The organism is Actinomyces israelii DSM 43320 (assembly GCF_000711965.1).
Taxonomy (GTDB): domain Bacteria; phylum Actinomycetota; class Actinomycetes; order Actinomycetales; family Actinomycetaceae; genus Actinomyces; species Actinomyces israelii.
The window spans coordinates 15242-30872 of sequence record NZ_JONS01000038.1 but is presented as its reverse complement, the minus strand read 5'-3'; the positions used below and the strand labels follow the sequence as shown (position 1 = coordinate 30872).

12 protein-coding genes are annotated in these 15631 nt (G+C 71.3%); 8 read left to right on the top strand and 4 right to left on the bottom strand.

Annotation, left to right across the window (positions count from 1 at the left end; all coding sequences use genetic code 11):
• Positions 1–259: 259 nt before the first annotated feature.
• Complete coding sequence (locus O145_RS11980) at positions 260–511, bottom strand: hypothetical protein (protein WP_043563317.1); 252 nt, start codon at positions 509–511, stop codon at positions 260–262.
• A gap of 202 nt (positions 512–713) precedes the next feature.
• Here O145_RS11980 and O145_RS11975 point away from each other — a divergent pair, with 202 nt between their 5' ends.
• Genes O145_RS11975 through O145_RS11965 form a run of 3 tightly spaced genes read left to right on the top strand, consistent with a single transcriptional unit; the run spans position 714 to position 4143 of the window.
• Complete coding sequence (locus tag O145_RS11975) at positions 714–2396, top strand: cytochrome c biogenesis protein CcdA (RefSeq protein WP_043563315.1); 1683 nt, start codon at positions 714–716, stop codon at positions 2394–2396.
• A gap of 59 nt (positions 2397–2455) precedes the next feature.
• Positions 2456–3010, top strand: coding sequence for a sigma-70 family RNA polymerase sigma factor (locus tag O145_RS11970; RefSeq protein WP_043563313.1), 555 nt, complete (start codon positions 2456–2458; stop codon positions 3008–3010).
• A complete protein-coding gene (locus tag O145_RS11965; RefSeq protein WP_169740355.1) occupies positions 3007–4143 on the top strand; it encodes an anti-sigma factor in 1137 nt (378 codons plus the stop codon). Before O145_RS11970 ends, O145_RS11965 begins: the two co-directional genes overlap by 4 nt.
• 13 nt (positions 4144–4156) lie before the next feature.
• Here the strand turns inward: O145_RS11965 and O145_RS11960 are convergent, their stop codons facing one another.
• The gene (locus tag O145_RS11960; RefSeq protein WP_084682582.1) at positions 4157–5290 is read right to left on the bottom strand and encodes a 1,4-dihydroxy-2-naphthoyl-CoA synthase; all 1134 of its coding nucleotides are present in this window, start codon (positions 5288–5290) and stop codon (positions 4157–4159) included.
• A gap of 752 nt (positions 5291–6042) precedes the next feature.
• Here O145_RS11960 and O145_RS11955 point away from each other — a divergent pair.
• Positions 6043–6345, top strand: a complete 303-nt coding sequence (locus O145_RS11955; RefSeq protein WP_156966749.1) for a hypothetical protein — start codon at positions 6043–6045, stop codon at positions 6343–6345.
• A gap of 418 nt (positions 6346–6763) precedes the next feature.
• On the opposite strand, the gene O145_RS11950 is transcribed toward O145_RS11955, so the two are convergent.
• Positions 6764–7435: a response regulator gene (locus O145_RS11950; RefSeq protein WP_043563309.1), complete on the bottom strand. Its 672-nt coding sequence runs from the start codon at positions 7433–7435 to the stop codon at positions 6764–6766.
• 1511 nt (positions 7436–8946) lie between these two features.
• Here O145_RS11950 and O145_RS11945 point away from each other — a divergent pair.
• The 3 genes from O145_RS11945 to O145_RS11935 all read left to right on the top strand — a co-directional run bounded on the left by O145_RS11945 (position 8947) and on the right by O145_RS11935 (position 13716).
• A complete protein-coding gene (locus O145_RS11945; RefSeq protein WP_043563305.1) occupies positions 8947–10074 on the top strand; it encodes an o-succinylbenzoate synthase in 1128 nt (375 codons plus the stop codon).
• Positions 10071–12002 carry a 2-succinyl-5-enolpyruvyl-6-hydroxy-3-cyclohexene-1-carboxylic-acid synthase gene (gene menD / locus O145_RS11940; RefSeq protein ID WP_084682581.1) on the top strand — a complete coding sequence of 644 codons (1932 nt, stop codon included), beginning with the start codon at positions 10071–10073 and terminating at the stop codon, positions 12000–12002. The genes O145_RS11945 and menD overlap by 4 nt, the downstream gene beginning before the upstream one ends.
• A gap of 106 nt (positions 12003–12108) precedes the next feature.
• Positions 12109–13716: a S1C family serine protease gene (locus O145_RS11935; protein ID WP_043563303.1), complete on the top strand. Its 1608-nt coding sequence runs from the start codon at positions 12109–12111 to the stop codon at positions 13714–13716.
• Between the two features lie 63 nt (positions 13717–13779).
• On the opposite strand, the gene O145_RS11930 is transcribed toward O145_RS11935, so the two are convergent.
• Positions 13780–14523, bottom strand: coding sequence for an NUDIX hydrolase (locus O145_RS11930; protein ID WP_052375092.1), 744 nt, complete (start codon positions 14521–14523; stop codon positions 13780–13782).
• A gap of 86 nt (positions 14524–14609) precedes the next feature.
• Between O145_RS11930 and O145_RS11925 the strand changes: the two genes are divergently transcribed.
• Complete coding sequence (locus O145_RS11925) at positions 14610–15629, top strand: SPFH domain-containing protein (RefSeq protein WP_043563301.1); 1020 nt, start codon at positions 14610–14612, stop codon at positions 15627–15629.
• Positions 15630–15631: the final 2 nt, after the last annotated feature.

The following is a 15631-nucleotide window of genomic DNA, read 5'->3' as shown; positions in this document are numbered from 1 at the left end:
TCCCGTCGTCGTTCCCGGGCCCGGACGGCCGGCTCCGAGCGGGGCGGGGCTCGGCGCCGAAAGTGCGTGGGAGCCTCACTCGGCCGGGGGCGGCGGTGCCCGGCCGGCGTCGTGAACCGATCTCGACGCGGAGATCTATCGATCTCGGCGCGGAAGTGAACCGATCTCGAGCCGGAATACGACCGATCTCGGCGAAAGAGGGGGCGGCCCGCCCCCGATTGTCTCGGGGCGGGCCGCCGCAGGCCGGCTCGACGGATCCTTACTTGTTGCCCGATCCGTCGCTCATCTTGTCGTCGGGCATCGCCGAGCCGTCATGCATCTTGTCGCCGTCGGACATCTTGCCGTCGTCCATCTTGTCGCCGTCGGACATCTTGCCGTCGTCCATCTTGTCGCTCGACGTCTGCTGCATGCTCGGCTTGTCCTTGCCGGCGTCCGTCGAGCCGCAGGCCGCGGTGCCGGCCGCGAGGGCCGCAACGAGCAGGGAGGCGGACAGGGCGGTGCGAATACGCATGGGATCTCCTTAAAGAGGAAAGGAATGATGATGTGGAGTGGCGCGCCGGTGAGCGCGCCGACATCACAGGTTCGGAGCGGCGGGGGACGCGGATTGGAGATGGGCCGAGCAGTTTGAGTGAGCCTCGTCACTCTCAATGGGGGCATCCGGGCGGTCGTCCGCGCCGAACAGACGGTGACACGATCGCGAAAGAGGAGCAACAATGGTCAGTCTTGTTCTCATCGGCCTGCTCGGTGGCCTCATCACCGGCATATCCCCCTGCATTCTGCCGGTCCTACCGGTCATCTTCCTGTCCGGCGGGGCCCAGGGCGCACGAACACAGGGCGAGGACGGGGCCCCCGCCGTCTCCAGGTGGCGGCCGTACCTCGTGGTGGCCGGGCTGGTCCTCAGCTTCACCACCTTCACGCTGCTGGGGTCCACGCTCCTCAACCTCCTGCACCTGCCGCAGGACATCATCCGCTGGGTCGGAATCGTCCTGCTGGCCCTCATCGGCATCGGCATGATCGTCCCCAAGGTCATGGAGATCATGGAGCGGCCCTTCGCCCGCTTCCAGCGAGCCGGCTCATCCAACCCGTCCAACGGCTTCCTTCTGGGGCTCGTCCTCGGGGCCGCCTACGTGCCCTGCGCCGGCCCGGTGCTCGCGGCCGTCTCGGTCGCCGGCTCCACCGGCCAGATCGGCGCCGACACGGTCGCTCTCGCCATCTCCTTCGGCCTGGGCACCGCCGTGCCGCTGCTCGCCTTCGCGCTGGCCGGCCGCAAGCTCACCGAGCGGCTCCAGGCCTTCCGCCGTCGTCAGAAGGCCGTGCGCGTCACCGCCGGAGCGGTCATGCTGGCCCTGTCCGTGGCGCTCGTCCTCAACCTGCCGGCCGCCCTCCAGCGCGCCCTGCCGGACTACACCGCCTCGCTCCAGGCCGGCACCGACAGCGTGCTGCACGGCAGCATGGGCGTCGGCGAGGGGGGCAAGTGCGTCGACGGCGCCGACCACCTCGCCCACTGCGGGCAGCTGCCCCGCATCGACGGCATCAGCGCCTGGTTCAACACCCCCGGCGAGCAGCCCCTCGCCGACGCCGATCGGGCCGGCAAGGTGACTCTCCTGGACTTCTGGGCCTACTCCTGCATCAACTGCCAGCGCTCCATCCCCGGCATCCAGAAGCTCCACGAGACCTACGGCTCCCTCGGCCTGCAGGTCATCGGCGTCCACTCCCCGGAGTACGCCTTCGAGAAGGAGGTCGACAACGTCCGCGGCGGCGCCGCCAACCTCGGCATCACCTACCCGGTGGCGGTCGACTCCGACCTGACTACCTGGCGCAACTTCGACAACCACTACTGGCCCGCGCACTACCTCGCCGACTCCACCGGCGAGCTGCGCCAGGTCAAGTTCGGCGAGGGCGGCGAGGCCACCACCGAGAAGCTCGTGCGCGAGCTCCTGCGCGAGGCCAACCCCAACGTGCAGCTGCCCGCCCCCGTGTTCTCCGACGACGAGCCCTCCGCCGGCGGCCCGCGCACCCCCGAGACCTACCTCGGCTCCGCCCGCGCCAGCAACGTCGCCGGTCAGCTGACGGAGGGAACGTCGTCGTACACCTTCCCGGAGAAGCAGAAGGCCGACACCTTCTCCCTGGACGGGACGTGGAACGTGTCCGCGCAGTCCATCTCGCCCGACGGCGGCCCCGCCCGCCTCCGGTTGCGCTACCAGGGCAAGCAGGTCAACCTGGTCGCCTCCGGCGAGGGGGACATCACATACTCCACCGGCGGTGAGAAGCGCACGGTCCATGTCTCGGGGGTCCCAAACTCGATCGAGCTGGTGAGTACGGAGGAGACTCAGGAGGGCACGCTCGAGCTCGAGGCGGGCCAGGGCCTGTCCCTGTACTCCTTCACCTTCGGATGATCACAGCCGGATAACGGCAGGAGGCCCAAAAAGATGGTCTGGACCCGTACCATGCGACTGTGCATGATGAGGAACTGGAGCTCGACAACGCCCTTATCCGGGGGGTGGCTGCCGGGGATCACGAGGCCTTCGCCGAGTTCTACGACCGCTGGTCGGGACGGCTGCTCGCTCTCATCGTCCAGATCCTGGTGGACCGCGCCCAGAGCGAGGAGGTGCTCCAGGAGGTCTTCCTGGAAATATGGCGCACCGCTCCCGCCTTCTCGCCGAGCAGGGGCAGCGCTCGAGCCTGGGCGGTGACCATGGCGCGGCGCAGGGCGATCGACCGGGTCAGGTCCTCCCAGGCGGCCCGTGATCGTGAGGATCAGTGGCGCGACTACATGCCGGATACCGACCTCACGATCCAGGCCGTCGAGGACCGGCTCGTCGGTGAGGAGGTGCGCCGGGCCCTGGACGCCGTCGGCGAGCCGCAGCGGTCCACGCTGGTCATGGCCTACTTCACCGGTCTGACCCACACCGAGATCGCCCGGCGCACAGGGGTGCCGCTCGGCACGGTCAAGACCAGGATCAGGAACGGAATTGCACGACTTCGCAAGGAGATGGGGGCGGCATCATGACGGGGCGGAACAGGCACCACCGGTCGAGAGACCCCTTCGCCGCCTACCCGAGGGCGGCCGGCAGCAGATGGGACGAGGACGCGCTCGCCATGTCGGATGAGGCCCTCGCCCTGCTCGGCGCGTCCTTGGAGCCGGTCGAGCCGCCGGCCTCGTTGCGCGCCGAGCTGCTCGAGCGCATCAGGCCCAAGGAGGGGGCTGCCGATCCCGCGGCCGACGGGACGGCGGCCTCGGGCGAGAGGACGGCTGAGAGCGCGGAGAGCGCAGGGGACAGGGGCGCGTCGAAGAGGGGCACTGCTGGGGCGACGGCGCGAAACGCGGCGGCCGGGTCTGCGACGGCGGGGCCCGACCCCCGCTCGGCCGGCCCGAGGTCCGGCTCGGCCGGGCCGCGGTCCGCCCCGGCAGGGGCGCCCTCCTGCTCGGCCGGGCCGGAGTCCGCTCCTGCTGCTGCCGAGGCGCCGGCCGAGCACGCCGCCGACCGGCAGGGCGCCGTCGTCCCCCTGCGCCCGCGCCGACGCCGGTGGCTCACGGCCGGGCTGCGGGTCGCCGCCGTCGTCGTCCTCCTCGCCGTCGGCATCGGGGTGGGCCGATGGACCGCGCCCCGCCCGGCGGCCCCGGCCCCCACCGACGGCTACGCCCGTATGGAGGACTACGCCCACCTCAACCAGGCCCAGGACGTTCAGCGCGTGACCGACACCATGCCCGACGGCCACATCGCGACCCTCACCTGGTCCCAGGGCATGAGCATGACGGCGCTGAGCCTGCCGGACGAGCTGCTCGAGGCGGCCGCGGACAGCAGCCTCCAGGTCTGGCTGCGCAAGGGCGAGGACGTGAGCTCACTGGGCCTGTACGACCCGGCGTCGGGGGCGGGCTTCGCCTTCCTCGACCTCATGCCCGAGGAGGGGGAGCAGGTCTTCATCACCCAGGAGCCTGCCGGCGGATCGGAGCGGCCGACGGGGGAGGCCCTGGTCACCTTCGACGTCAATGTCGACGGCACGACCACCCGCGGCTCGTCCACGCCGTCCGACCCGGCTCCGACGCCGTCCGGCAGGCCGGGCAGCAGCGGCTCGGCCACCTCTCCGGCTGCGCCGTCCGGTCACCAGCCCGCGAAGCCGACCGGGAAGGCCACGGCCTGAGCGGCCGGCCTCCTCAGAAGTAGTACGGGTAGGGCGACCAGTCGGGGGCGCGCCGCTGCAGGAACGCGTCGCGCCCCTCGACGGCCTCATCGGTCATGTAGGCCAGGCGCGTGACCTCGCCGGCGAAGACCTGCTGGCCCGCCAGGCCGTCGTCGGCCAGGTTGAAGGCCAGCTTGAGCATGCGGATGGCCTGGGGGGACTTGCCGGCGACGGTCGCGGCGTGCTCGAGCGCCCGCTCCTCCAGGCGCGCGTGCGGGACCGCCTCGTTGACTACGCCCCAGCGCTCGGCGGTGGCGGCGTCGTAGGCGCGCCCCAGGAAGAAGATCTCGCGGGCGCGCTTGTCGCCGATCTGCCTGGCCAGCAGCGCCGAGCCGTAGCCGGCGTCGAAGGAGCCGACGTCGGCGTCGGTCTGCTTGAAGCGGGCGTGCTCGAGGCTGGCCAGCGACAGGTCGCACACGACGTTGAGGGAGTGGCCGCCGCCGGCCGCCCAGCCGGACACGGCCGCGATGACGACCTTGGGCATGGTGCGGATCAGGCGCTGGACCTCCAGGACGTGCAGGCGTCCGGCGCGGGCGGCGTCGATGCGCGCGCGGGCCGCCGCCACGTCCGCCTCGTGGTCGTGGGCGGCCGGCGCCCCGGGTGCGCCGTGGGGCCCGGCGGCGGAGGCGCTGGCGGGCGCGTCGGGGCCGTGGGGCCCGGCGGCGTCCTCGCGCTCGTAGCGGTAGCCGTCGCGGCCGCGGATGCGCTGGTCTCCCCCGGAGGAGAAGGCCCAGCCGCCGTCGCGCGGGGAGGGGCCGTTGCCGGTGAGGACGACGGCGCCGACGTCGCCGCTCATGCGGGCGTGGTCCAGGACGCGGTAGAGCTCGTCCACCGTGCGGGGGCGGAAGGCGTTGCGCACCTCGGGGCGGTTGAAGGCCACGCGGACTACCGGCAGGTCGCTGATCCAGGCGCCGTCGGCGTCGCGGACGCAGCCGCGGTGGTAGGTGACGTCGGTCAGGCCCGCCGGCGCGCCCGTGCCGTGGGCGAAGCCCGCGATCTCGCGCCAGCGGGCGGGGTCGAAGATCTCCGAGACGCGGGGTGGCGGCGGGTATGCCGGGGTGGGCGGAGCAGGGGCGGCGGACGCGGTGCGGGTGGCGGACTCGTTCATGGGGTCAGGGTAGGGGACGGGGCGGGCGTGCGTTTCTCGGCTGGTCCGCGAATATGCGCGGGGACCCTGACGAAGGTCAGCTGTGGCGAGGACGGAAATCCTTCTACTGTGGATGCAGGCGGGGAGCGGCTGCTGTACCAGACGCATCCACTTCAGCACCGAGGGGGGGTCTTCATGATATCGCTTTCAAAATATGCGCCAGTAGCCGCTGCGTGTGTGCTCGCCCTGTCTGTGTCTGCCGGTGGGGCTGCGCAGGCGAGTTCTCTGTCCGAGGAAGCAGGCTCTGGGGAGGGAGAGTTCGAGCAGCAAGTTGCAGTTGACCCGGCTACGGGTGCGCAGCGCTCCGCCGTACCCATTGACGGGGAGGGGCTGAGGCTGAATACTCAGCCAGGTGACCTGATTCGCGTTGAGGGCGACACGGTGACATGGCTTGATGGCGCCGGAGGCGTCGTGGCGACCATCAACCTGTCGCCGGAGAAGGGCGAGAGTGTCCCCTTTACCTATGATGAGACGAAGCATCTGCTTCGCCCTGAGGCGACGAGAGCTCTTGAGGACGATGAGTACGCGGGTTGTATGCCTAAGTGGTGGGGGTGGTTCTTCGGAATTACTTGGGGCGGGCTTGTCTGCATGCCCGCGACCGCTGGCGCGTCCGGGGTGGCGACCCCGATCGCCGGTGCGGTTACTGAGATGGCGTGCGCTGCGGCTGGCGGAGCTCTTGTTACCGCGATTTCCTGCTGATCGTCTGGTGTGATATGGAGGTGGTGGACATGAAGTATCGGCGACATGTTTATTGCGTCCTTTTGTCTGCGATCGCGATTGTTGTGACCATGCCATTTCATCCGGGTATTCCGTGGGCGGCGTGGTTGGGGGCCTTCATCTTCTTCGCAGTGGAGGCTGAGATTCTCTTCGCCGTGATTGACGGTCGACGCGGTGAGGGCCCGGACGATGTCGGCCGACGAGGCCGCTCTCGTCGGATGATCATCGTGGCCGGAGTGATGGCCGTTATTCTGGTGGCGCTCTGGAGCGCGGTATTGATGGGTGCGGCGGAAGGCTGACGCGGCTTGTAAAAATTTCTGAAGTGCTGCTCAGCGCAAGGAGGGCGGGGTGGCCCGGGCGGAGTCGAGATATTCACTGAATTCGAGAAGAAGCATTGCCCGGGCGCTCGTGGGTGGCGGAGCCTCGGTGGCGGCCCATGAGGTTCGCGGGGCTGCTCTCTGAGAGATTCGATCCTTTCGGCGCGGTGCGTGCGGTGATTGTGCTGTTCTCTGTGCGGCTTCTCTTTTGCTCGTGGCGGGAGACAGGGAAGTCTGGTGGTTCGCTTAGGTTCTCCAGGAGGTGGTATGCCCTGTCTGGCGTCGGCGTCATTATCGGACTTTATGGACTTGCAACACGGTCACGACACGCGGCTCGGCAGCGCGCTCCCTGGTCCTTGCGAGTGGAGAACGAATGTCCGTGCATGCATTCGCACGTATGTCAGTTTCCGAGGGCTGCGGCTATGAGCTCTGTTCGCGAGGCGTAGCCCAGGCGGTGCAGGGCGTCTGACACATAGATTCGAGCAGTGTTCTCGGAAATACTGAGCCGTTTGGCGATGCGACGATTGGTGAGTCCCTCCAGCAGGCAGGCATGCACGTCCTTGAGTCTGGGTGGTAGCTCTTCGACCGCGCGACGCGTCTGTTCCGCGGCGTGCCGCCGGCGCTGCTCCGACTGGTAGGCGCTTGCAAGGAGCTCGGTGGGGCGTACGGACATGACGTGCTTTCCCCTTGCCGCGCGTACCATTGCCGTGGCAACGTCCTCAGCGCTCTCGTCCTTCGTGATGAAGCCGTTCACGCCCTCTGCGAGGGCCTCGGCGAGCATGTCATCGCGGCTGAATGCTGTGAACACGACAAGAGGGATCTCCGGATACTGCTTGTGGATGGCGCGAGCAGTCTGGATGCCGTCGAGGTCGGGCATACTGATGTCGAGAAGGACGACGTCGATACGGTGGCTTCTTGACGACAGCGTCTTTAGTGCCTGGCCGCCTCCCGCTGCTGTGGCACATACGGAGACGCTTGGCTGCGCATCAAGCTGCTCGGCGAAAACGGTGAGGATGAACGGATCGTCGTCAACCATCATGACTCGTACGGGGACGACGGTGCCATCAGTCATGCATACTCTCCCGGGTTCTCAGGGGCTTGCGTCTTCGTCATCCAGCAGGGGCGCGCGCCGGGCATTCCCATCCAGGGCGGCGCACGTGTTTATTGTCAGGAGAAGAGCGCATCGGGCCGGCGATGAGTCGCTGGTGGCGCGGCGGAGTCACGGTGCGCGAAGGTGGATTCGCGGATGTCATGTCCGGTCGCCGCCCCTTTCCTGCTCCTGGATGGAGTCAGTGTACTTGGGCACCCCTCTTCAATGAAGCAGTGAAGCGTCCCCGTATCGGGATGTGAACCGTAGGCGTCCCGTCGCGGCATCGCTCTCGGCGGAAGCGTCTCGCCACGCGCCGGTCAGCGGACCTGATGTAAGGGCGTTCGCTGCCGTGGCCCTCAGCTGGAGGGTACGAACGTTCGTGTGGCAAGCCCATTTTTTAAGATCGTCATTGTTGCCTGCTCTCGTGGCGCTGCCGATCTTCGAGGGTGAGCCTCGTGCGGGCGGCGTTCGAACCCTGACGAATATCAGTTGCGCACGACGGAAACTGCTGCGTAGAGCTGAATCGCATCAATGATCTGACGTTCATAATTAATGGAGGATCCCGATGAAGAGGCTCATGATGGCGACTGCTTCTGTTCCGGTGTCTGCGCTTGCTTTCTACGGCTTCACTGCGCCAGCGGGCGCTCAGGATCTGGGAAGTGATTCACTTTCGTCGGCTCAGGAGAGCGGGCGGAGCGTGCGGGAGGATTCCGATCTTGCCGAGAAGCGGCGGCGCGGGATTCGATCTCTCCGGGGGAAAGTGTTTTTGTCGGCGCAGTCAATGGGTGTGACTTGTATTTGAAGGAAGATGTTGAGGGCGGTTTCAGACCTGTAGCGGCCGATGACGCTGCTGAGGGTGATGTCGATGCTGTGGGTGGAGTGGGCACGTCCGTGGTGGCTGCTGGTGTGTATGCTTTAGGCGCCGGTGCTCTTGTCGTGGCCGCAGTATCTGGAGGTCTCGAGATTGCTGGAGCATTTCTTGCGTCGGAGATGCTCTACATGTTGTCTGGTGAGGCTGGTTCCTGGTCGGCTGTGCAGGGCCTCGTGTCGCTCTATGTTTGTTGAGAGGTGGAGGTATGGTGGCATCCTCCATGCTGATGGGACTGGCGGTGGTGACAGCTATTGCGGTGATGTGGTTTTCGGAATCAGAGTCCAAAAAGAGGAGGGCGGCATGGTGGGCGCTGGTGCTGGTTCTGTCGGGAGGGACGATAGTCGTTGTTCTTAGTCGGCTTCTTGGGGGTGGGGGCTCTTTCTCTGCATGTGCATGCGTGTGACGCTGGGGGGCGTGGTGCAGCGGACTGCATGATAAAACTGTTTCACTGCGATACTTTTTTCAGTTGAACCGATCTCGAGGCGGAGTTGAACCGATCTCGAGGCGGAGTTGAACCGATCTCGAGGCGGAGTTGAACCGATCTCGAGGCGGAGCTGAACCGATCTCGACGAGAGGACGGGCGGTGGTGGCCGGGGCGTGCCGCGACCGGGTATCCTGAGTTGTGCCCAACCCCGGCCCGAACGCGCCGTCCGCCTCGCCGCTCCACGCGCGCGGCGAGCTCGACCTGCGCGCCCTGAAGGCCCAGGACTCCTCCGGGCTCCTCGACGGCATCGACCGCGCTGTCGTGTGGGACATCAAGATGACGACCCGCTTCCGAGGCATTGCGCGCCGCGACGGCGTCCTGCTTCACGGCCGGGCCGGCTGGGGAGAGGTCGCCCCCTTCTGGAACTACGGCCTGGACGACTCCGCCCCCTGGCTCGCCTCCGGACTCGAGTGGGCCCTGGTGGGCGCGAAGGGCCTGCCCCAGACCAGGCACTCGGTCCCAGTCAACGTCACCATTCCCGAGGTGTCCCCGGCGGCGGCCCGCACCCTGGTGAAGCGGTCCCGCGCCGGCACCGCCAAGGTGAAGGTCGCGGGCGCTCGCGCGGCCTCCTCCGGCCCGGAGGCCGACATCCAGCGCCTTGCGGCCGTCCGCGACGCCCTCGGCCCCCGGGGCCGGATCCGCGTCGACGCCAACGGGGCCTGGGACCCGGCGACCGCCGCCCGCCTTCTGCCGCTGCTGGACAAGGCCGCCGGGGGCCTGGAGTACGTCGAGCAGCCCTGCCCCGACCTGGCGGGCCTCGTCGCCCTGCGCCGCCTGGTCGACATCCCCATCGCCGCCGACGAGTCCATCCGCCTGTCGCCCGACCCCCTGGCCGTGGCCCGCAGCGGCGCCGTCGACGTCGCCGTCCTCAAGGTCGCCCCGCTGGGCGGCGTGCGCCGCGCCTTCGCCCTGGCCCAGCGCCTCGGGCTGCCCGCCGTCGTCTCCTCCGCGCTCGACACGTCGGTGGGGGTCAGCACCGGGGTCGCGCTCGCCGCCGCGCTGCCCGAGCTCGCCGGCGCCTGCGGGCTGGGCACCGTCCGGCTGCTGGACCGCGACGTCGCCGCCCCCTCCTTCGTGCCCACCTCCGGCGGCCTGCCCGTCAGGCCCGTCCACGTCTCGCGCAGGCTGCTGGCGAGCGTCAGCGCCGACGACGATCTGACCTCCCGCTGGCAGGTGCGGCTCGGCCACGTCCTGGTCGCCCTGCGCTCCCGCCGCGAGCGCGAGCGGCGCGACCCCTCCTGCGCGATCGCGGGGCTGCCCCTGTGAGCGGGCCGGCCCGGGAGCCGGCGGGCGCCGCGCCCGCCCCCACGGCGCCTCCCGCCGCCACGACCGCGCGGGCGGTCCTGTCGGCGCTGGTCGGCGCCGGCGTGCGCCGCATCGTCCTCGCCCCCGGCTCCCGCAGCGCCCCCTTCGTGCCCGTCCTCGCCGACGCCGAGGCCGCCGGCCTCATCTCCGTGCGCGTCGTCCTGGACGAGCGCAGCGCCGGATTCATCGCCCTGGGAATGGCCCGGGCCGGGCTGCGCCGGCAGCGCACCGCCCCCGCCGCCGTCATCACGACCTCCGGCACGGCCGTGGCCAACCTCCACCCCGCCGTCGTCGAGGCCGACGCGGCCGGCGTCCCCCTCCTCCTGGTCACCGCCGACCGCCCCCACGAGCTCGTCGGCACCGGCGCCAACCAGACTACCGGGCAGACGGGCCTGTTCACCGCCGCCGCGCGCGCCGTCATCGACCTGCCCGCCGACCTGCCGCGCGACCTCGGGGCGGAGGCCGCGACCCTGGCCATCGGCGGCCGCGTCCGGCGCGCCGTCGAGGCCGCCTGCGGCAGGCTCAGCCGGGATCCCGGGCCCGCCCAGGTCAACGTCCGCTTCCGCCCGCCGCTGGCCTGGGCGCGCACGCGGGCCGCCGAGGCCCGTCCCCCCGCCCGGCCCGCCGCGGAGCCCGCCGTGACCCGGGGCGGCACCATGTGCGGCTCCGCCCGGCCCGCCGCGGAGCCCGAGCCGCCCGCTCCCGCGCCCCCGGCCGGAGGGCCCGCCCAGGCGCCGCGGCGCTCCCGGGACGGCGGCCGCGGCCTGGTCGTCGTCGGCGACACGACGGACGACCTCGGTCGCCTGGGGCGTGCGCTCGCCGAGCACCTGGGCTGGCCGCTGCTGGCCGAGCCCACCTCCGGGGCGCGCGGCGGCCCCCAGGCCCTCATCCGCTACGCCGAGCTGCTGAGCACGCCGGCCGGCGCCGAGCTGAGCGGCCGCGCCCGGCGCGTCCTCGTCCTGGGGCACCCCACCCTCACCCGCGCCGTGGCCGCGCTGCTGGCCCGCGGCGACCTGCCCATCGACGTGGTGACCACCACGGCCCGCTGGACCGATGTCGCCGGCACGGCCGTGTCCGTCCACCTCGTCGGGCCCGGGGAGCGGGACGCGCCCGGGATCGCGGCGGCCCTCGGCCTGGAGCCGGCGCCGGCGTCGTGGACCGCCGCCTGGCGCCGGGCCGTCGACCGGCTCCCGGGCCTGCCCGAGGAGGGCGAGGCCCTGACCCCGGACGGCGCCGTCCTGGCGGTCTACGCCTCCTGCGATCCGGCGCGGGCCGGGAGCGCCCCCGACCTGGTGCTCGGCTCGTCCATGACGATCCGCCGTCTCGACCGGCTCGCCCCGCCCGCACGCGGGCCCGCCCCCGCGCCGATCGCCAACCGGGGCCTGGCCGGCATCGACGGGACCCTGGCCACGGCCCTGGGGGCGGCCCTGGCGCAGGGGCGGGGAGCGGGCGTGCGGGCCGTCGTCGGCGACCTCGCCTTCCTCCACGACGCCATGAGCCTGGGGCGGGGGCGGCACGAGGCGGAGCCCGACCTGCAGGTCGTCGTCATTGACGACGCCGGTGGGGCGATCTTCTCGACCCTGGAGTACCCCGCCGTCACCGAGCCCCAGGTCTTCGACAGGTACTTCACCACCCCCCAGAGCGCCGACGTCGCGGGGCTCGCCCGGGCCCTGGGCGCGCGGGTCCACCGGCCGCGCACCATGAGTGAATTGCGCCATGTGCTGGCCGGGCCGGTGCGGGGGCTCAGCGTCGTGCACGTACGGGCGCGCGGGCGCGACTGCGCGGCCCAAACCGTTGACACGCCTCCCGTTGCCGGGGGCGCGGCGCGGCCGCGGGGGCGGACGGGGAGTGCAACCGGTGGTGCAGACGCCGGGCCTGGCGCACTATAGACTCGCATTTCACAGGAAAGTCCCAGACGAGGGTCGGTTGTGGCCCAGACCGGCCGTGTTGGGTGAGACCCGTTTGAAGAAGGGGCCGCGGCCCAGGGAGGACCTTATGAGCACATACGACGAGCAATCCGGCGCCACGCCCTCGCGGACGGGCGGCGGCCCGCAGGCTCAGCCCGGAGCGGATGGGGCGCAGACCGCGCGCTTCTCCGCGCCAGGTGCCGCGAGCTCCGGAGGGGCGGAGCAGTGGGGCGCGGGCGGTTCGTCCTCAGCCGACTGGGCCGGCCCGTCCGACTCGCGGTTCGCCCCGCCGTCTGCCGACTCGTCGTACCGCGCGGACGCGAGCGCGTCCCCCTACACCGCGGCCCCCCGGACCCCGGCGGGCTACAGCTTCGCGCGATCCTCCTCCGCGCCGGGCTCCACGCCGCGCGGGGACGCCCCGGGCGGGTACGGCGCCGGCGCCGAGGGCCGGCTCTCCTACGGGTCCGTGCCGCCGTCGTCGTCGACCCCGGTGGGCGAGGGCGGCGGGCGCCGCGGGCCGGGCTGGGGCGGCGTCGTCGCCACCTCCGTGGTGGTGGCGCTGCTCGCCTGCGGCGGCACGGCCGCGAGCCTCCACTACTTCGACAAGGGCGCCCCCGCCGCCTCCTCGACCTCGGCCCCGACGGCGATCGCCACGGGCTCCACCACGCAGACCGTCTCCTCCACGGGCACCGCCCCCGACTGGGAGGCGGTCACGGCCGCGGTCTCCAACGCCGTGGTGTCCATCACCGTGCAGCAGGGGCAGAACACGGCGGCCGGCTCGGGAGTCATCTACGACTCCTCCGGCCACATCGTGACCAACAACCACGTCGTCGCCGGGGCCAGCCGGATTCAGGTCACCCTGGCCGACGGCCGCATCTACGAGGCGAAGTTGACCGGCACCGACCCCGCCACCGACCTGGCGGTAGTCGCGCTGGAGAACGCGCCCTCGGACCTGACGGTGGCGCAGATCGGGGACTCCAGCAAGCTCGTCACGGGGCAGGACGTCATGGCCATCGGAAACCCGCTGGGCCTGTCCTCCACCGCCACCACCGGAATTATCTCGGCCCTCAACCGCCCTGTCATCACCACGCAGCAGGAGGGCGGCTCGTCCGACGACGACTCGTCCGGCAACCGGCGCGACCAGGGCGGGCGGCTGGGCCAGAACGGCAAGAGCGCCTCTCAGGTGGTGACCAACGCCGTCCAGATCGATGCTGCGGTCAACCCCGGGAACTCCGGCGGCCCGCTCTTCGACGAGACGGGCATGGTCATCGGCATCACCAGCTCGATCGCCTCGACGGGCACGTCCTCCTCCGACCAGCCCGCCGGCTCGATCGGCATCGGCTTCGCGATCCCGTCGAACCTGGTCCAGAAGGTGGCCGACCAGCTCATCTCGACCGGTACGGCGACCCACGCCTACCTGGGCGTGACCATCGGCAACGGCGGCGGCACCGCCAACGGGGTGACCCGTGCCGGGGCCGAGGTCGGCACGGTCGAGCCCGGCTCGCCCGCGGAGACGGCGGGGCTGAAGGAGGGCGACGTCATCACCGCCATCGACGGCAAGGCGACGCCCGAGGGGACCGCGCTTACCGGTTTCGTGCGGCAGTACTCCGCCGGTGACCAGGTGACCCTGACGGTGATCCGTGACGGCCAGGAGATCGAGACGACGGCGACGCTCTCCGAGCGCAAGGACTCCTGAGGGGCGCTCTGCTCTTCCGCCCTTTCGACGCCATGCGCGGCCAGGCGCCGGGCACGCGGCCGCTCACGGCGCGGCCGGGCGGGTGAGCGGCGGGGAGAGCACCGTCGCCGTGGGGTCCACGCCGGGCGCGGCCCGGTACAGGGCCGCGGGCCGGCCCGCCCCCGCCTGCGACATCCTCCCGGTCGGCTCGAGGAACCCCTCGGTGCGGGTGGCCTTGCGGTGGAAGTTGCGCGGGTCGAGCCGCACCCCCCAGATCGCCTCGTAGACCGCGCGCAGCTGGGAGATCGTGAACTCCGGCGGGCAGAAGGCCGTGGCCAGGGGCGTGTACTCGATCTTGGAGCGGGCCCGCTCCACGCCGTCGGCGAGGATCCGTCCGTGGTCGAAGGCCAGGCGCGCGGCGACCCCGCCGACCTCGCACCAGCGCACGCCGCCGGCGTCCCCGCCCGCACGGGGCGCGGCGAAGCGGGGCGCCATGAGCAGGTGGGCGACCGACAGCACCGGCCCGCGCGGGTCGCGCCCCTGGGGGCCGTAGGTGGCGATCTGCTCCAGATGGCCCGGCGGGTCGATCCCCGTCTCCTCGACCAGCTCGCGCCGGGCGGCGTCCATCGTCTGCTCGCCGGCCAGCAGGAAGCCGCCCGGCAGGGCCGCCTCGCCCTCGAAGGGTGGCAGGGCCCGGTCCACCAGGAGGACGTTGAGCCGGGCGGCGATGATCGTCAGGGCGACGACGTCGACGGCGACCGGCACCAGCAGCGCGGTGGGCGGCAGGGCCGGGGCGGGGGACTCTGCGGAGTGTGATGGGGGGCGCATGCCCGAAGCCTATCGTGTCAGGTTGACGAAAAGGGGTCGCCCCAATTATCGTCAGGACGACGGAAACATGTGAGCAAGGAGCCGACATGGGCATCATCCGCACCATCCCGTTCATCCGCCACTACCAGGGCTCGCCGACCGAGCACGTCGTCCGACTGCGGCGCGGGCGCGTCGTGCGCAGCGGCGTCGGCCAGGCCTTCTGGTTCCTCCCCGCGACCACGGCGCTGTCCGAGCTGCGGGTGGTCGACCGCGAGCGCGCCGTCCTGTTCCACGTGACGACCGCCGACCAGCAGGACGTCACCGTCCAGGCGGCCCTCACCTACCGTGTCGGCGACCCCGAGCTGGCGGCCTCCCGGTTCGACTTCGACATCTACCCCCGCTCCGTGGCCGGGCCGCCCCGCGGCGAGGAGGAGGTCGGCGAGTTGGTCGCCGGCATCGCCCGGGCCCTGGCCGTCGAGGTCGTCGGCGGGCTCACGATGGCCGACGCGCTGCAGGGCGGCCTGGAGCGCGTCGGGGAGGCGCTGGCCTCGGGCCTGCCCGGCCAGGAGCGCCTGACCGGGTCGGGCGTCGAGGTCTGCGACGTGCGGGTCCTGTCGCTGCGGCCGCAGAGCGACATCGAGAAGGCCCTGCAGACCCCGCTGCGCGAGCAGCTCCAGGCCGAGGCTGACCGGGCGCTGTACGAGCGTCGCGCCCTGGCCGTCGAGCGCGAGCAGCAGATCTCCGTCAACGAGCTCGCCAGCAGGCTCGACCTCGCCCGCCGCCGCGAGGAGCTCGTCGCCCAGGAGGGCGTCAATGCCAGGCGCGAGGCCGAGGAGAAGGCCGCCGCGGCCCTGGTGGACACCAGCGCCGCCGCTGAGCGCCGTCGTATCCGCTCCGAGGCCGAGGCGGCCGAGACCGAGCGTGTCGGGCGGGCCGCCAACGAGGTCGAGGCGGCCCGCCTGAGCGCGCTGGCCGGGATAGGCGCCGAGGTCCTGCGCGCCATGGCGCTCCAGGAGGCCGCCAAGCACCTGCCGCAGGTCGGCCAGATCAACCTCGCCCCCGACATCCTCCAGGGCCTGCTCGCCGGCCTGCTGCCGGGGGCCGGGGCGGGGGAGGGGCGTGCATGACG